The following is a 17,313-nucleotide window of genomic DNA, read 5'->3' on the forward strand; positions in this document are numbered from 1 at the left end:
TGGATATAAAATTCAAAAAGTAAGGTCACTTCAAAAAAATCATTAAACACACCTATTACAATTTTTTCATAACATTCATTACTCCTAATAACTAAATTTCACAAATCAGGAAACAATAGAAAATGTATATTCACAAAAGGAGAAATAAACATGAAGCAAATTCCTATTGGTGTATCAAATCGGCATATTCATGTGACAAAGGAAGACTTGGAAAAACTTTTTGGAAATGGCTATGAGTTAACAGTAGCAAAAGAACTTTCTCAGCCAGGAGAATTCGCCGCAGCAGAAACAGTTACCGTCAAAACTGAGAAATCAGAAATTGCGAAAGTACGAATTCTTGGGCCAGTTCGCAAATTTACACAAGTGGAGATTTCAAAAACAGATGCACGGAAGCTTGGAATTAATGCTCCCATTCGTTCATCAGGAAATATCGATGGAACACCTGGTATTACCGTAATCGGTCCGAATGGTAAAATTCAAATTGATAAAGGGGTAATTGTTGCTGAGCGGCACGTTCATATGACATCAGAAGATGCGGAACATTTTCGAGTGAAAGATGGGCAATATGTGAGTATTAAAGTAGGTGGAGATCGAGCACTAATTTTTGATCAAGTATTAGTTCGTGTGAAAGATACATTTGCACTAGATATGCATATTGATACGGATGAAGCGAACAGTGGTGATATTAAGACAGGTGACTTTGGTGAACTACTTTCATAATAATGAAAGCCATCTCTAACATGAGATGGCTCTTACATATTTGTTGTTTGTGAAGTATTTTTACTCGGTTGTTTTTGCTGTGATAATGAAACTAAAATAATAAGTAGAGAAATGACACCGAAAATAAGTACCATATATTGCAATCCGATTGTATCTAAGAAGAAACCCGTTCCGAGTAAGACAATTTGGAACATTACACGCTCAAACATATTACGGAATGAAAATATACGCCCATGGTAGCTTTTATCAATTTTCGTCTGGAAAATCGTTGACATAACAGGAAAGAAGCAGCCAACACTAAATCCAAACATACCGAAAGATACAAGTGTCATCCATTTTATATCACTAAAAAAGAGAGATAAGTGAGAGAAAGCAATACAAAATGAAAAGATATACAGTAACTTATATGATGAAACGTGTTCTGATAAACGTTTAATTACAAATGCACCAAGCATAAACGATAAACCTTCAATTGTATAAATAAATCCTTTAATTGTTGTATCATGCTGCATTTCACTAATATTAATAACCATTAAATTAAAGCCACCGATAAATAATAGCGGAATAATACTTAAAATTAGAGCGCGAAATGCAATAGGGACTTCTTTCAAGATGTGAAACACTTCTATAAAACTTGTATTTTGTGATTTCTTTTCATTCGTTATATCTGTTTTCGTATCTTCAAAGTTTAATAAAAAAGTAAAAAAGAATAATAGTGCGTAAGCAGCCATTGAAAAAGCATACATATATTTTAAACTCATTACAACAAGAAGGACTCCGCCCAGCGAGGTACCGACAATACGAGCGATTGTTCCGATGTTCATATGAATTCCATTCATTTGTAATAATTCATGTTCCTGAACAATAAGTGGGATAACAGATTGTAGTGCAGGGAAATAAAAGGCTGCAGAAATTTGAATGGCGATCATAAATAAAATCATAAATAAAATACTCTCGTAATGAATAGCGAAAAACATAAAAATAACACTTAATACACGACCAAATCCTGCATATAGAAGTACTTTTTTCTTAGAATATTGGTCAATAAACCTTCCTGCCATGGGACCAACAAGGACTCCGGCTAATAATCCAATAAACATAATAACGGATTTCATAAAATCAGATGGAACATGCTTTTGCATGAATTCTAGGTTACCTAGAATTCCAAGCCATAAACCTACCCCAGCAATAAATTCACCAGTTAGAACTATCCATACGTTTTTATTACGCCACATAGAATAACCTCTCAGTCTTTAATAGTAGTGAAACTCGTATATAAAACCTCCTTTTTCCATTTCATCTTATAACTGTATATTTTGAGTTAGGGTATATATTAAGGGTTTGAAAGAAGAATTTCAAATTTTTTGATTTATAAATTTTTCGTTACAAATGGACAGATTAAAATAGATTTATTTAACTATTAATATATAAAACTAACAGGGAAATAAGGATATAAAGGCGTATATAAATACGATGAATGTATACATGGGAGGACTAGATGTGATAAATAAAAATTAGTTTCTGCAGGACTTTAAAACTGTTCATATAACTTTATGAAGGAAAAGGGGATTAAAGGGGCTGATGTAAATGAATAATGAAAAGTTAGTTGTGAACCAATTTGGTCAAAATGCTGCGAAATATGTAACGAGTCAAATTCATGCAAAGGGAACGGATTTACAATTTCTCATTGAAAACGTTAGAAACAATAAGAATGATCGCCTTCTTGATATTGCGACCGGTGGAGGACACGTTGTAAATGCATTAGCTTCTTTATTTCAAGATGTCGTTGCATTTGATTTGACGGAGAACATGCTAGAGAAAGCAGAACAATTTATTCGTTCAAATGGACATACAAATGTTTCATTTGTACAAGGGAACGCAGAAAAATTACCATTTCCAAATGAATCGTTTGATACCATTACGTGCCGCATTGCTGCACATCATTTTACCAACATTGATCGATTCGTTACGGAAGTACATCGAACATTAGAAAAACATGGTCTGTTTCTCCTTATTGATAATGTTGCTCCAGAAGTTGAAGAATACGATGTTTTTTATAATTTTTTAGAGAAAAAGCGTGATCCAAGTCACCAACGTGCTTATAAAAAGACAGAATGGATATCGTTATTAGAACGAAATGGTTTACAGGTACAATCATATACCACTTTTGATAAAGAATTTAAGTTTGAATGGTGGTGTGATATGATGAATGTTCCTAAAAATGAAAGAGATGAATTAACACACTATATGATAAAAGCTCCTAAAGAAATACAAGAATGGTTTCATATCACGATAGAAAAGAATGAAATACAGTCTTTTTATACAGAAATGACTTTGTTCGTTGCTAGAAAATCATCTACCTTAAAAAGATAATTCATACTTGCGGGATTTGTAGTAGTCGATATACTTGGTAGAGTAAAACATATATAGTAAGGAGCAACAATGATGATTCGTGTACGTATTGAAGGAACAGAAGCTGAAGTTATGCAATTTTTAAAAGATATGCCTGAGGTACCTGGATATGAAAAAACACATTCTCGTGAACCACGGAAAGGAAATAATCCGAAGTATACAAATAGCAAGAGTGTTTTAGCGTATTTAACATATAAGCAAAAAGAACAAATAAAATAATAGACTACAAAATAACCAAGCCAATTTAGGATTGGTTATTTTATTTTGCATGAGAAAGAGAAAAACTATACTTATAGCTTATTAACTTGATGAATAGCCCATGAGAGCATAAATGCAACATGTTCATGTGTAAATACTGACCTGTTATAAAAATGGTTTAGACTGAGCAGCGTTGGTCTAATTTGATTTCCCTATTTTTTTATTAAAATAAAGTACTAGACTAAATAGTAGATATACGATTTTTATACGGGCAATAAGGACGATTGAACTTACAAAGAACCACCTATAAGCTTGATTATGTGAACAAGCCCCCCTCCAGACCGCTTAGCTGGAGGGCATTTTTATAAGCTTCTAGTTACATTGACTGCCGATAACTCATGTTATGCCAACTTCACATGTAGACGTTATATAAATAAAATCTTTAATTGCTCCTTATATAATTATGGTATATATGGTATTTTTTACAAATAAAGTAAATGTGTGATTAATAATGAAAAAATTAAGAAAGCGGAGAGTGAAACATGAAAAGCAGTAAACGAATTTGAAGTCTAGATATTTTACGAGGATTAGCAATTTTAGGGACCTTAGGAACAAATATTTGGATCTTTGCACATTTAGGAGATTTGAATTATATATTTACCTTTACTCATAACAAGTGGTGGTTATCAGGTGACGCCTTTTTACGAACTTTATTTTTAGCTTTAATTAATGGCAAATTGCTTGGCTTATTAGCCATCATGTTTGGCATTGGGTTGGAATTAAAATACCAGCAATCGCAACGGTTGAACCGTCCTTGGCCAGGAATATACATATGGATCTCCTTAATTCTACTTCTCGAAGGATTTCTGCACTTTACCTTGGTGCTGGAATACGACATTTTGATGTCTTATGCAATGACCGCGATTATTGTCTCTCTTATCGTCAAAGTAGGAGAAAAAACGATGCGAATAACGATGATCAGTGCTGCAGTGATTCATGCCTTCTTTATATTAATTGTTTGCTTAGGTGTACTGGGACATCAAGTAAATAGTGAGTCATTTGCAGTACCTCAAGAAGTCACTAAGCTTTATCAAAGTGGATCTTGGTTGGAACAGGTTCAATATCGACTTAGCCATTTTTGGGATTTGCGGACAGAAGCAATCTTTGTTATTCCCTTTAATATTTTTCTATTTTTAACAGGTGTTCTGCTGATGAGGAAAGGAGCTTTTGCGAACGATGATAATGGACGGAACATTCGCAAAAAGATGATGAAGATCGGACTGTCTCTTGGTTTACCTCTAAACTTATTGCTGTTTATTCCCGGAGGTTATTTTGATTTTCCAGTAAGGTATGTATTTGCTCCGATTCTGTCGATTGGATACATGGGGGCAATCAGCTTGTTGGTTGAAAAATTCCATTCCTTTTCATTATGGAGCTTCCTAGAAAGAGCAGGTAAGATGTCCTTGAGCTGCTATGTATTACAAAATATTTTGTGTTCAGTTCTGTTTTATGGTTGGGGCTTGGGGTTTGGTGGAAACCCCAACTCGTTTACGGTCATTTCTGTTTGGATATTAATCTGTTTGCTGCAGTTACTCTTTGCTACTTTATGGTTAGGTTACTTTACCATGGGGCCGATGGAAACAGCACGCAAGCATCTAGCTAACTTACTAATAAGAGAAAAAACAAGGAAGCAGCAGGACATATCTCGATTCTGATTACCAGGACAGGAGGTGAGTCATATTTTAATTGCCAATATTCAGTCTCTTTGATGCGTCGAATACACCTTTTTGACAAAGGGCTTTAAAGCATGAGTAACAAAAAAGAGAGGGAAACCAAATGAAAAAGATTACAACAGAAGATTTTAGTTCGTCAGAAAATATGAAGGATGTTGTTGGCTTTTATAAAAAACTAACGGAACAACAAGAGCCGCTTATCCGTCTAGATGATTATTATGGAATGGGACCAGCCTGGCTTGCGATTCACCGTGAGGATACAGTAGCTATTCTCAAAGATCCTCGGTTTATTCGAGATGTGCGAAAGCTACAGCCTACACAAGATCAACCAGATTTAGAAGATCGATCTGAGAAGTGGGAATGGAGTATAAATTTCCCAAATATGCTGGAGTCTGATCCACCTGATCATACTCGTTTGCGCAGGTTAACAGCCAAAGCTTTTACCCCTCAAATGATCGCGAATCTAGAACCTCGTATTCAACAGATTACAGATGAATTATTGGATGCAGTACAGAAAAAAGGGAAGATGGATCTTATTGCAGATTTTGCTTTTCCACTTCCATTTCGGGTTATTGCTGAGATGTTAGGAATACCTGTTTTGTATCAAGAGAAAATTTATGATTTGTGGGTGAGCATAAAGGCAGATCCTAATCAAGACCATCATGCGTGGATCAAAGAGTATTACTCATGCATCCGAGCAACATTGGAAGAAAAACGAAAACATCCAACGGAAGGTGTGATCAGCTCCCTGATACACGCACACGATCAAGAGGATAAACTGAGTGAACCCGAACTGCTCGCTACTGTCCAATTACTCATTACTGCTGGACATGAGACCACAACAAATTTGATTGGAAATGGTATGGTTGCTTTGCAGAAACATCCCGAACAATTAGCTTTGTTGCGTAGTAATCCTTCTTTGCTACCGAATGCTATCGAAGAGCTACTTCGCTATGCTGGACCGCTCATGATCAGCTGGCGTTTTGCAAGTGAAGATATAACGATGCATGGGAAAAACATCCGAAAAGGTGAAATGGTTCTATTCTCTCTTGGCACTGCGAATCTTGATCCAAAACAGTTTTCCAATCCTGAAGTATTCGATATTACGAGAAGAGAAAACGATCATCTTGCCTTCGGCAATGGTATTCATCACTGTTTGGGTGCACCGCTTGCAAGATTGGAAGCAAAAGTTGCCTTTGGTACTTTGCTTAGACGCTTCCCAGATTTAAAATTGGCGATTGATCCAGATGAATTGATTTATAACCATAATGGAGTGGTACGTTACATCGCTAGTATTCCAATGATTTTCTAACCTTCGGTGGTATGTTGTTGTGTATCCTACACGGCTTTCCGCCTATTTACCGATGTGCAACGGGGCATATTGGAGCGGTTTCACACCATGCCGATTTCACGTTCCACTTTACTGTGGGGGCTTGGCTGACATCGCTGGTATCCAACGCCATATCGGTTGTCGTCATCATTTTCGTAGCATTAATTATGGGTTTTCATTCGTCGGCGGGGCCACTGCCATGGCTTGCAGTAGTCGGCATACTCGCGCTGTTTACGCTGGCATTAACTTGGGTCGCGGCGATTGCCGGACTCTCCGCAAAATCGGTGGATGGCGCAAGCGCCTTTTCCTACCCGATTATCTTCCTGCCGTTTATCAGCTCGGCGTTTGTGCCGACCGAGTCGATGCCGACTGTCGTTCGCGCCTTTGCAGAGAAGCAACCGGTAACCTCGATAGTGGAATCCATTCGTGCGTTGTTGTCAAGTCAGCCAGTGGGTAATGATATATGGATTACTCTTGCGTGGTGCATTGGGATTATGATAGTGGCTTATATCTTTGCAATGAGGGCGTATAAAAAGCGGGTATGAAGAATGTGATGGAAAATATAAATTTAGCAGAGGTACAGCTACAGAGAGGAAAAATTGTGAATTTTTTCACTTAAACTAACGGGGGCGTTAGCTTAATAAGCCAAATTAAAAAATCGGTTCCTAAACATAAAAGGAATCGATTTTTTTCTATGCTGTAATTTGCTTAGCGTTGTAAATCCGCATTTTTCTGACGCTACCCCCATGTGTGATTTCCTAGCGAGAAGTCACTACAAATAACGCTGATTATGTGAATGGAAAGTTCCTTCATTACTTTTGAAGATTTTACGATACTTTATGTTAGCAAAAAGTGCTTTCATGTACAGACAACACCTTTTCAGTCTACAACTATTTTTTAGCAGCCTAATACTTTTTCTATAGTTTAAAACATTTTTTTAATGAAACAAATAAAACGAACACAGAATGCATAAAAGACATATATTATTTTGAAAAGAAAACAACTTCTGTTTGGAATAGGTAAAGGATGTTTATCATGCTTGAAATGAGTTACCAAGGGTTAACAGGTGAAGTAATTACAAGATATGATCGAGAATATGAAGAAGCTAGACAAGAGTGGAATCAAGCAATTCAAAAATTCCCTTTAGTTATTGTGTATTGTTATACAAAATGGGATGTGAGTAATGCGATTATTTGGGCAAGAAAAAATTGCATAGAAATCCGGATTCGATCAGGTGGACATCATTATGAAGGATATTCTATTGGAAATCGTGTTCTTGTTATTGATATAAGTAGAATGCATCGCATGCAATTGAATGAGAATAAGCATACGTTAAAAGTGCAAGGCGGAGTAAAGAATAAGCAAGTCTATGATTTTATTTCTGCGAAAGGGTATCCATTTCCTGGGGGGACTTGTCCGACTGTAGGGATAAGTGGGTACACATTAGGAGGCGGATGGGGATATTTGAGCAGATACCTTGGACTTGGATGTGATAGTTTACTAGAACTGGAATTAATAGATTATACAGGGAGATTGATTATTGCAAACGAAAAGTCTCATAAAGATTTATTTTGGGCAGGCTGCGGAGCTGGTGGTGGGAACTTTGGTGTTGTTGTATCCATGACATTTAAACTTCCAGCAAAAATAGATAAGGTAACTTTAGTTGAAATATATTGGCCAGATGCTTTATTAGAAACGCACAGAGAATTTCTGTATAAATGGCAAGAGTGGATAATTAATCTAGATAACAGAATTACGCTTGGTGCCAGTATATATAATTCAGAAACTGAGGAAATGGCGATTTATGGACGAGGAATATTTTATGGTAAGCCAGAAGAAGCAGAAGAAATTTTACAAATGTTAATCAACATAGACGGCGTAAGAATGAATTTAGAATATATAACATTTTTTGAAGCTATTACAAAGTTACAATCATCTTATCCGGAATCAGAGATGTTTAAGTCTACAGGAAGATTTGTGTATCAGGATTATGATGAACAGGAGATTAATGCCATTGTTGACCTCATTCAAGAGAGAGCAGCAGGAAGTATTTTTGCAGCAGTAAGTCTATATGCACTTGGTGGAAAAGTAAAAGAGGTGCCTAAAGAAGCAACAGCATTTTATTATCGAGATGCCAAGTATATAATGGGGATTCAAACTATATGGGAGGATGCAAAATTTGCAAAAGATAATATCAAATGGATGGAACAGAGTTTTAAATATATAGAATCAATAACAGAAGGATCATTTGTGAACTTCCCTTATAGTGGTTTGAAAGATTATGAAGAAGCTTACTATGGCAGCAATGCTAAGAAATTACGGAAAGTGAAAGAGAAATATGATCCGTTAAATGTATTCTCGTTTCCACAGGGAGTAACGGAATGTCATTAATAATGATTTAAAACAGAGTTTTCGTTCCAAAAAGTATGTTCAAAAGTCAATATACTAACTATGTAATTTCGTAAAGAAATAGCGACTTCAGTGCATAGTTCTATAAGAATGTAGCATAACTAATGATAAATAATTCCGCATTTGTATCATGTATAACTATATTTACTGTTATAAGGAGGAAATAACTTCATGTCATTCATATGGTCATTAATTGTTGGTGGCATTTTAGGATGGTTTGGTGGCTTACTTATTGGAAAAGATATCCCTGGTGGTATTATTGGTAATATAATTGCCGGCATCATCGGCTCTTGGATTGGTACAGCTTTATTTGGAAAATTTGGTCCAGTTATTGGTGGTTTTTACATTGTACCAGCTTTAATTGGTGCTCTTATACTTATCTTTATCGCTAGCTTTATACTTCGCATGATAAAAAAATAAAACAAAAGGATTGTTTACTTTCGTAAACAGTCCTTTTTCGTTAATTTTGTGTAATGTTAATAAATCTGTTATGCTAGGGATATACCATTTGGAGGTGTCAACATGAAAAAATTTACAGTTAATTTTCATCAAGAAGATAATGCACAAGCAACAACTGTTTATAAGTTAAATGAAGATGACTTTAACAAAGCAACAGAAGGCGGAACTCGTCATCTGTTTGATTTAGATACAAATGTTGGCTTTTTTGTATTCTTTGATGCAGAAGATGCAGAAGGTAATGAGCAATATTTAACGCTCCAATATGAAGGTGATCAAGAAGAACCAATCGCTTGCTACGGTTTCGATTTAAAGATATTTTATGAATTTGTAGCACTGTATTTAAATGATCTTGAATTCCAAGGTGAAACAGATGAAGAAGAGGAAGAATACGGTCCAATTCATCATTTAGCGCACTTGCTGTATCATATTGTAGAAGATGGAAAAGAGATTGAAGCTTAATTACATAACAAAGGCTGTTCCTTATGCGGACAGCCTTTTTGTTTTGTCTTGTTTAAGAATATAATTTATAAAGAAATATTGGCCGGTGCCACCAATAATAAGAAATACGGCACAAATATTAAATAAGAAACTCCCGCTAAAATGTTGTAATAATAACGCTCCAGCTGCGGGACCAAGCATTCGTGAAATATCCCAATGCGTACCGTAAATAGAGAAATAAATCCCTCGCATATGTTGCGGTGCTAATTCTGAAACAAAACGTAACAAATGATTTAAAGCTATACTTTCTCCAGTTGTTAAAATTAGTAGTGTGAAAAATAGTAACCATAGTGTATGGGAGTAGCCGTAACCAATCGCAGAAATCGTATAGCAAATATAAGAAATAACAATAATTTTTTGCATAGAAAATTTCTCCGCCCATTTTACGACTCCTACTTGCAAAACGATCTCCATAATCCCTTTACATGTAGCCATAAAGGTAAAAACAAACATAAAATTAGTGAATAATTCCTTTTCAGCATAAAGACGATAATTCGTTTCCATTTGTGCGTAGAAAAAACTAATAGGCAGCATAAAAACCATAAGTCCAAACACGCTATAATGTTGTGAAAGAAAGCGTTTCCATTTCACAGGCGTGTTTTTTGATTCATCATGTTGAAGAAGTGGAGCTGTCTCTGGGAGCTGTGTCCATACAATAAACGAATAGAGAAATAAGGCAGCAGCCTCTAAGATAAAAAGAATGGTCGGATCATCTTTGTAGAAGAGATATCCAATCACCGGACCAATGATGGCTCCGACAGCTCCAACTGTTTGAATGAGAGCAAATACTTCAGCTTGCTTTTCTTTCTCTGTCACATCAACAATTTGTGCTCGTTGTGCAGGGATATAAAGAGAACGGCCTAGACCATTCATAATGTAGAAGAGAGCAAAAGGTATAGCGGATTCCGCAAAAATGAAGCCAACCATAGCGCATGCTTGTAAAAGTAGTCCAATTAGAATAATTATTTTTCGTCCAAATCGATCAGTAATGCTACCGCCAAAAAGTGTAAAGACAATTTCGCTAAGCGGTTGTAATCCAAAAAGTAACATAGTAAACAAGGCGTTTCCGTTTAATGCTTTGTTTATATATATAATAAAAACAAGTGCGAGCATTGCTCCAGTTGTACTCGTTAGCAGTTCTCCAAATAACCGAATCCATATAGGTTTACTATAACGTTTTACGAATGTCATCATTTCATTCTCTCCTTTCTATATAGAAATTCTATGATGGAAAGGAAAGAGGAAAAAGAGTAGAATGAAGCAAAGAAATTTTTCATCTTTTAGGGGGGCATGTATGATAATTTTGGATCATTACATACGGCTTTGGCTGCAGCATGCCAAAGGAAAAGAACTTGGTGAAAACATAGAAATATCTCTGCAAGACATTTCAAAATCATTATATTGTACAGATCGAAATAGTAAATTCACAATAAAAAAACTAGAAGAAATGCAATGGATTAGTTGGTCTCCAGGACGCGGAAGGGGAAATCGGTCTAAGCTTGCTTTTCTACAAGAACCTGCAGCACTTATTTACGAAAGAGGAAAAAAGCTTGTAAAACAAGGAGAAGTTAAAAATGGAAAAGCCTTCATTCAAACATATGCAGAGTATTTTCCGTACATATTAGAACAATTTCAAACATGGATTGACACACTTTTTGGATACCATATTGAACAGTCACCTAAAGGAAGAATAGATGTTTTACGATTAAACATGCGTATAAACCCAATTACATGTCTAGATCCTATGTATGTTACGCTTCGCTCTGAATGTCATATTGTTAAGCACGTCTGTGATACGCTCGTTCATTACAATGAAATGACAAATGAAATAGAACCTCGTCTCGCTTTTTATTGGGAATACAATCATATACATAAAATATGGACATTTTATCTTCGTAAAGGAGTGCATTTTCATAATCAAAAACCGTTTACTGCACACGATGTCAAGTATACGTTCAAACGTTTTTTAAGTACAAAAGACAACCCTCATCTCTGGATGTTGCAAGATATTGAAAAAATACATATTGTAGATGAATATACAATTGAAATTCATTTACAAACAGAAAACGAATTATTTTTACATATTTTAGGTGGAGAACATTGTTCTATTGTTCCTGAATTACAGGAGAATGATCAATACATATTAAACGGAACAGGTCCATTCAAACTTCTTAAAAATGATGATGCATTACTTATTTTAGAAGTAAATCATTTGTATTTTCGCGAGCGTCCATTTCTTGATCGTATTGAACTTTGGTATTTCCAAGATATAAGTAGTCATAGTGGTTATGAAGTATTGTTAGGTTCTTTACACCATGATAGAAAGAGCGTTAAAAAAGAAACGTCTCAATTAGAAGCGAACGTAACATACATTACACTCAATACACAAAAGCAAGGTCCAATGCAACATATAGCCTTTCGGCAAGCTTTAAAACAAATCATCAACGGCATGCAAATATTAAATGATTTAAAAGGTGAACGTGGAGAAGTAGCAACGAATCTGTTATTAGGAAAAACAATCGAAATAAATAAAGAAAGTTCAATTAAAGAGTTACTAGGAATTAGTGGGTATAAAGGAGAAACATTATATTTATATACCTTTCAGGATCAAGATCATGTTGAGGATTCACATTGGATTCAAAGGGAATGTGCCAAGTATGGAATTAAGATAGAACTATCTTTTTTAGATGCACATGAACTTCTTACACTTCGAACAATACAAGAAGCGGACTTGATTCATGATAGTGCTACAATAAGCGAACACGCTGAATTAAGTTATCTATATTTACTGCTAACGACAAATAGTTTTCTTCATCAGCATAGTTCTTTCAATTTAAATGAGAAATTGAAATGTGTATTTAAGGAACAAAATCGGAGTGTACGTATGCAGTTGTTAGGGGAAACAGAAGAAGAACTGCTAGAGTATCGTCATATAATTCCTTTGTATCGAAATTATATGACGATACATACGCATGAAACCATACAAAATGTAGCAATTAACTCTCAGGGCTGGATTAATTTTTGTCATATATGGTTTAAACATACACATAACGTAACAAAGTAGTAAAACAACGTGCACATACCCATCATTTCTTCGACCTTCATGCGATGAAATGATGGGTTTATTCTTTATAGATAGAGCGGATAAAGCTATACGAAGCATAGCGATGATCTTAGTCTATTTTTTATAAAAATGGGAAAATGTATATTTACAGCGTAACAATGTTATGTTACATTGAATAAAAAGAAGGGAGAGCAAAATTTTGAGTCAGGACTTAATTTCGAAAAAAGATTTGTTAGATCTTACTGGAATCTCCTATGGTCAGCTATATAGGTGGAAAAGAAAAAACTTAATACCAGAAGATTGGTTTGTGCGAAAATCAACGTTTACAGGGCAGGAGACGTTTTTTCCTAAGGAAAAGATTTTAGATAGAATCGAAAAAATTCAGACGATGAAAGAAAATTTGTCTCTTGATGATTTGGCGGACATGTTCTCACCAAATGTGAATGAGATTTGTTTAACAAAGGAAGACATTATACAACGTGGAGTTGCCTCAGAATCAGTGGTCAATTTTTTTATAGAGCAAAATCAAGAAATGACTAAATTTCGTTTTGCAAAAATCCTTTTTATTTATATTTTAGAAAAGGTACTTCAATCTGGCGAGATAAGTCTTGAAGAAGGAAAATTGATGTTACATGTTTTAAATGAGCACTATGAAACGATGAAGAACAAACATGGTGAACTTATTTTTATTCGAAAGTTAGGTATTTCAACATGTTTCTTACTTTCGAGTGTAGAGGATTTATATTTTGATCAGGGTACTAAAATTGTTATACGTTTACCTTTAGTGATTTGTACAGAAGAATTAAAAACAAAGTTGTTATGATGGAGGAAAAGTAGTGAAAACTGATGACTTATTAATTAATGGACATGGAACGTCGAACGGAGGGCAGTTTCGCAATGTACAATTAAACGGAAGAGGGACTGTAAATGGGGATTTAGAATGTGTGGATTTCGAATGTAACGGTTCTGGTCATGTAAATGGAGATATAAAAGCTGAGACAGTAAAAATAAGTGGTTCCGGAAAGATAAATGGAAAAGTAGATGCTCTACAAATGAGCATTGAAGGCAGCGGCAGTATACAACAGGATGCGGTTGTAAAGAAAATAAAAATTTCCGGTAAAGGAACAGTCGGAGGAAATGTATCTGGTGAGGATATGAATATTCACGGTAAAGCAATCATTGATGGGAATTGTGAAGTAGATACATTCAAATCAGAAGGACAATTTATCGTGGGTGGCTTATTGAGTGCAGATGATATTTTTATTGATATGCACGGTGAATGTAAAGCAAAAGAAATAGGCGGTCAAACGATTAACATAAAATATAGGAAATCTGCTTTAAGTTGGCTCTTCGAAACAATGTTTATTACTCGAATGGAAACAGAGTTAATAGAAGGGGACAATATTATAGTTGAGTATACAAACACGAACACGATTCGAGGTAACAATGTTACGGTTGGACCAAATTGTGAAATTAATCTTATTGAATATACAGGGGTTTGTCAAATCGATAAAAACGCTAACGTAAAAGAAAGTCGAAAAATTTAAATTTTTAACAGAAAGGGAAAGATAGCATGAAAGAACAGTATAACCTTAGTTTAAATGGTTCTGGTAATTCATCAGGTGGTATCTACAAAAATGTCAAAATTCGCGGAGAAGGAACAATTTTGGATGATATTGATTGCGATGTGTTTAAGACGTATGGAACGAGTGAAGTGCAAGGAAATGTAAAAGCACACATGATTACTGTGTTTGGAGAAACGAAAATTCGTGGAGATTTGGATTCAGAAAATGTGAAAGTTAACGGTAATCTTGAAGTTGGTGGTCCGACAGAAGTGAAACGCACAAAAGTACGAGGGATGTTTGACATTGGTGAAAATTTTACTGGTGAAGAGGTCGATGTAACGGGTGGAATAAATGTGAAAGGTAACTTAGAAGCAGAGAATTTCATATTAAATGGAGGTTTTACAATTACAGGTATGCTGAATGCTGGAAATATTAATATCACTCTAAGATATGAGCACAGCAATGTAAAAGAAATAGGAGGAGAGAAAATTACAGTTCGAAAAAAATCATCGTTCTTTCCTTTCTCGAAACACGGAGGATATCTTCATGGCAATATAATCGAGGGAGATGAAATTTATCTTGAATATACAAAAGCTGATGTTGTTCGAGGTAACAATGTTACGATTGGTCCAAAGTGTGAAATCGGTGTGGTAGAATATCACGAAAGTTACAAAAATGCAGATCAATCAATTGTAAAAGAATATAAACAAATATAGTGGTATATTGAAAAACTTGATTTAAGAGCTATTTTTTTCCGCGTCTTACCTCAAGATTTAAAGGGAATTTTAATGAAATTGATGAAAAGCACTCCCTTCATATGAAGAGAGTGCTTTTATTTTAATGATTCAGTAACCTAAACTGAAATTATTCTTCAATAATCTCGTATTCTTCATCTGCTAATAATAAAATTTGTAACTTCTTACCTTTATTATGTACTTCGATTACATCATATGTTCCTAAATTTTTCACTTTATTTGCTGAAGCATTTACCATTCCTTCAACAGAGTCGATTAAAATATCTTCTTCAATGTAGGTTTCAGGTAAAGACATATCTTCAGTTTCTAATACACATGCATATAAATTTTGTAAATCAGTAGCTGTTGGGTTTAATTCCTCAACATCAATTATATTTTTTACTGCATCTACATGCTCTTCTCTTGGTTGATATACTTTAATTTTTGCCATGTTTTATTCTCCTTTATTTCTTAATCTAAGAGGCTATATATTATTATAACGTTTTTTTTGAAAAACATGAAATAGTAATATGGCCATAAATGAAAAAACGTTTTTTTTATTTATATTAGAAAAAATTCATTGCTGTTTTCCTTCATGAATACAATATAACAGAAATGTTTTATATAAGATTTTTCGCTTTCTTAATCCATGTATTGCATATATAATTTAAGAGGGACTAATCGAATTTATGTATATTTATAAAAGAATTGAGGTTTAACGAACAATGACAATAAAAATCATTACAGATAGTGCGGCAGATTTACCAAAAGAGTTGCTTCATACTTATGATATAGAGGTAATTCCGCTTCGTGTATATGATGAACAAGAGAATGAATTTTTAGATGGAGTAACACTAGATCCAATAGACTTGCTTCGAAATATGAAAGAAGGGAAAGTATATAGAACATCATTACCTTCTTTAGAAACAATTCAAAAAGTATTCACTACATACGCAAAACAAGATGTAACATGCATTTATTTAGCTTTTACTTCTGAACTTTCTGGTACGTATCAATCTTCTGTTCTTGTAGGAGAAGAAGTAAAAGAAGCCTACCCTAATTTTTCTTTAGACATTATTGATACAAAATGTGCGTCAACTGGCCAAGGACTTGTAGTATTAGAAGCAGCAAAAATGGCACAAAACGGAGCAACAAAAGAGGAAATTTTAAACCGTATCGATTTCATGACGGAACATATGGAACACATATTTACTGTTGCAGACTTACAATATTTAGTTCGTGGTGGACGATTAAGCAAAGTAGCAGGATTTATAGGTGGCTTGTTAAATATTAAACCTATTTTAAATGTAGAAGGTGGAAAACTCATTCCACTTGAAAAAATACGTGGCCGGAAGAAAGTGTTTCAACGTATAGTAGATATTATGGAAACAAGAGGGAAAGATCTTAAAGATCAAACAATTGGAATTTCACACGGTGATGATTTAGAAAGTGTAAACATACTAACAGAAATGATTACTCAAAAATTTGGATGTAAAGTATTTGTAGTAAATTCAATTGGTGCAGCTGTTGGAGCTCATGCTGGTCCGGGAACATTAGCTATATTTTTCTTAAATGAAGTGTAAAAAAGAAAATGTCTCTTAAAATAAGAGGCATTTTCTTTTTTATTATGAAAAATCACTAATTTCCAAACTCTTATATGTTAATTATATTTTATGTAAGGATGGGGAAATCTTGAAAATTTTTTCATGGTATGTGCCGTGATGTTTTTACTTATTTCCAATTTGCTCCAAACAATCGAGCTAATAATGAAAGTTGATACTACTTATTCGTTGAGAACGAATGGTTCTATTTCTTTTCTTTGGAAAGGAAAGCAACTTATTAAAGAAATGAACACATTCTCTTTACAGCAAGAAAAAGGGAGCATAATTAGAATTAATAATTGTGGATTTGATGTATTGCACCCAAAGAGCACAAAGTCAGTAGAATGCACATATAAAAATACAAAATAAAATATTATATTTTGTAAAATACTCCAGAATCACCTCTGGAAAATAGATAAATTGATGAAAAAATTAACAAGTATACAAACAAAATAAAATATTATAATTATTTCATTGAAAAGTAATTATAACCAAATCATCTACTAAACAATAAATATCACGACAAAACATTGAATTTATTATATAATTTTAACATAATAAATATTAATATAATAACGTTTAAATTTTAT

At 34.3% G+C, this 17,313-nt stretch carries 16 protein-coding genes and 1 pseudogene; 14 read left to right on the plus strand and 3 right to left on the minus strand.

Annotated features, from left to right (window positions below; translation table 11 throughout):
• Window positions 1–150: 150 nt before the first annotated feature.
• On the plus strand, window positions 151–720 hold the full coding sequence (gene pduL / locus ACEWFJ_RS12780; RefSeq protein ID WP_473688793.1) for a phosphate propanoyltransferase: 570 nt from the start codon (window positions 151–153) through the stop codon (window positions 718–720).
• 32 nt (window positions 721–752) lie between these two features.
• Here pduL and ACEWFJ_RS12785 read toward each other — a convergent pair whose 3' ends face one another.
• Window positions 753–1,955, minus strand: coding sequence for an MFS transporter (locus ACEWFJ_RS12785; protein WP_098308593.1), 1,203 nt, complete (start codon window positions 1,953–1,955; stop codon window positions 753–755).
• Between the two features lie 352 nt (window positions 1,956–2,307).
• Here ACEWFJ_RS12785 and ACEWFJ_RS12790 point away from each other — a divergent pair, with 352 nt between their 5' ends.
• From ACEWFJ_RS12790 to ACEWFJ_RS12825, 8 genes and pseudogenes are all read left to right on the plus strand, one after another.
• Window positions 2,308–3,093 (plus strand): class I SAM-dependent methyltransferase, encoded by a 786-nt coding sequence (locus ACEWFJ_RS12790; RefSeq protein WP_473688794.1) that lies wholly within the window; start codon window positions 2,308–2,310, stop codon window positions 3,091–3,093.
• Between the two features lie 72 nt (window positions 3,094–3,165).
• Complete coding sequence (locus ACEWFJ_RS12795; protein ID WP_098308589.1) at window positions 3,166–3,351, plus strand: DUF3970 family protein; 186 nt, start codon at window positions 3,166–3,168, stop codon at window positions 3,349–3,351.
• Window positions 3,352–3,905: 554 nt separating this feature from the next.
• Window positions 3,906–5,045: a DUF418 domain-containing protein gene (locus ACEWFJ_RS12800; RefSeq protein ID WP_473692483.1), complete on the plus strand. Its 1,140-nt coding sequence runs from the start codon at window positions 3,906–3,908 to the stop codon at window positions 5,043–5,045.
• Between the two features lie 121 nt (window positions 5,046–5,166).
• Window positions 5,167–6,375 (plus strand): cytochrome P450 family protein, encoded by a 1,209-nt coding sequence (locus ACEWFJ_RS12805; RefSeq protein WP_473688795.1) that lies wholly within the window; start codon window positions 5,167–5,169, stop codon window positions 6,373–6,375.
• A gap of 21 nt (window positions 6,376–6,396) precedes the next feature.
• Window positions 6,397–6,938, plus strand: a pseudogene (locus tag ACEWFJ_RS12810) (ABC transporter permease); the annotation flags it as partial.
• Window positions 6,939–7,428: 490 nt separating this feature from the next.
• Entirely contained in the window at window positions 7,429–8,784 is a 1,356-nt protein-coding gene (locus tag ACEWFJ_RS12815; protein WP_473688796.1) for an FAD-binding oxidoreductase, read from the plus strand.
• Between the two features lie 189 nt (window positions 8,785–8,973).
• Window positions 8,974–9,222, plus strand: a complete 249-nt coding sequence (locus tag ACEWFJ_RS12820) for a GlsB/YeaQ/YmgE family stress response membrane protein (RefSeq protein WP_098311375.1) — start codon at window positions 8,974–8,976, stop codon at window positions 9,220–9,222.
• A gap of 102 nt (window positions 9,223–9,324) precedes the next feature.
• Window positions 9,325–9,720, plus strand: a complete 396-nt coding sequence (locus tag ACEWFJ_RS12825) for a cytosolic protein (RefSeq protein ID WP_473688797.1) — start codon at window positions 9,325–9,327, stop codon at window positions 9,718–9,720.
• A 21-nt stretch (window positions 9,721–9,741) separates the two neighbouring features.
• Here the strand turns inward: ACEWFJ_RS12825 and ACEWFJ_RS12830 are convergent, their stop codons facing one another.
• Window positions 9,742–10,953 carry an MDR family MFS transporter gene (locus ACEWFJ_RS12830; protein ID WP_473688798.1) on the minus strand — a complete coding sequence of 404 codons (1,212 nt, stop codon included), beginning with the start codon at window positions 10,951–10,953 and terminating at the stop codon, window positions 9,742–9,744.
• A gap of 100 nt (window positions 10,954–11,053) precedes the next feature.
• Between ACEWFJ_RS12830 and ACEWFJ_RS12835 the strand changes: the two genes are divergently transcribed.
• The 4 genes from ACEWFJ_RS12835 (at window position 11,054) to ACEWFJ_RS12850 (ending at window position 15,104) form a co-directional block, all read left to right on the plus strand.
• Window positions 11,054–12,823 (plus strand): ABC transporter substrate-binding protein, encoded by a 1,770-nt coding sequence (locus ACEWFJ_RS12835; protein WP_473688799.1) that lies wholly within the window; start codon window positions 11,054–11,056, stop codon window positions 12,821–12,823.
• 199 nt (window positions 12,824–13,022) lie between these two features.
• A complete protein-coding gene (locus ACEWFJ_RS12840) occupies window positions 13,023–13,646 on the plus strand; it encodes a YhbD family protein (protein ID WP_429710686.1) in 624 nt (207 codons plus the stop codon).
• A 13-nt stretch (window positions 13,647–13,659) separates the two neighbouring features.
• The gene (locus ACEWFJ_RS12845; RefSeq protein ID WP_473688800.1) at window positions 13,660–14,370 is read left to right on the plus strand and encodes a polymer-forming cytoskeletal protein; all 711 of its coding nucleotides are present in this window, start codon (window positions 13,660–13,662) and stop codon (window positions 14,368–14,370) included.
• 26 nt (window positions 14,371–14,396) lie between these two features.
• On the plus strand, window positions 14,397–15,104 hold the full coding sequence (locus ACEWFJ_RS12850; RefSeq protein ID WP_473688801.1) for a cytoplasmic protein: 708 nt from the start codon (window positions 14,397–14,399) through the stop codon (window positions 15,102–15,104).
• A 148-nt stretch (window positions 15,105–15,252) separates the two neighbouring features.
• Here the strand turns inward: ACEWFJ_RS12850 and ACEWFJ_RS12855 are convergent, their stop codons facing one another.
• Window positions 15,253–15,573, minus strand: coding sequence for a hypothetical protein (locus ACEWFJ_RS12855; RefSeq protein ID WP_098311368.1), 321 nt, complete (start codon window positions 15,571–15,573; stop codon window positions 15,253–15,255).
• A gap of 274 nt (window positions 15,574–15,847) precedes the next feature.
• Between ACEWFJ_RS12855 and ACEWFJ_RS12860 the strand changes: the two genes are divergently transcribed.
• Window positions 15,848–16,705, plus strand: coding sequence for a DegV family protein (locus ACEWFJ_RS12860; protein ID WP_473688802.1), 858 nt, complete (start codon window positions 15,848–15,850; stop codon window positions 16,703–16,705).
• Window positions 16,706–17,313 lie beyond the last annotated feature (608 nt).

The organism is Bacillus sp. EA-CB0995, assembly GCF_055814245.1.

Coding starts and splice junctions, on each gene's coding strand:
- pduL (WP_473688793.1), top strand. CDS start 151: ATGAAGCAAATTCCTATTGGTGTATCAAATCGGCATATTCATGTGACA.
- ACEWFJ_RS12785 (WP_098308593.1), bottom strand. CDS start 1,955: ATGTGGCGTAATAAAAACGTATGGATAGTTCTAACTGGTGAATTTATT.
- ACEWFJ_RS12790 (WP_473688794.1), top strand. CDS start 2,308: ATGAATAATGAAAAGTTAGTTGTGAACCAATTTGGTCAAAATGCTGCG.
- ACEWFJ_RS12795 (WP_098308589.1), top strand. CDS start 3,166: ATGATTCGTGTACGTATTGAAGGAACAGAAGCTGAAGTTATGCAATTT.
- ACEWFJ_RS12805 (WP_473688795.1), top strand. CDS start 5,167: ATGAAAAAGATTACAACAGAAGATTTTAGTTCGTCAGAAAATATGAAG.
- ACEWFJ_RS12815 (WP_473688796.1), top strand. CDS start 7,429: ATGCTTGAAATGAGTTACCAAGGGTTAACAGGTGAAGTAATTACAAGA.
- ACEWFJ_RS12820 (WP_098311375.1), top strand. CDS start 8,974: ATGTCATTCATATGGTCATTAATTGTTGGTGGCATTTTAGGATGGTTT.
- ACEWFJ_RS12825 (WP_473688797.1), top strand. CDS start 9,325: ATGAAAAAATTTACAGTTAATTTTCATCAAGAAGATAATGCACAAGCA.
- ACEWFJ_RS12830 (WP_473688798.1), bottom strand. CDS start 10,953: ATGATGACATTCGTAAAACGTTATAGTAAACCTATATGGATTCGGTTA.
- ACEWFJ_RS12835 (WP_473688799.1), top strand. CDS start 11,054: ATGATAATTTTGGATCATTACATACGGCTTTGGCTGCAGCATGCCAAA.
- ACEWFJ_RS12850 (WP_473688801.1), top strand. CDS start 14,397: ATGAAAGAACAGTATAACCTTAGTTTAAATGGTTCTGGTAATTCATCA.
- ACEWFJ_RS12855 (WP_098311368.1), bottom strand. CDS start 15,573: ATGGCAAAAATTAAAGTATATCAACCAAGAGAAGAGCATGTAGATGCA.
- ACEWFJ_RS12860 (WP_473688802.1), top strand. CDS start 15,848: ATGACAATAAAAATCATTACAGATAGTGCGGCAGATTTACCAAAAGAG.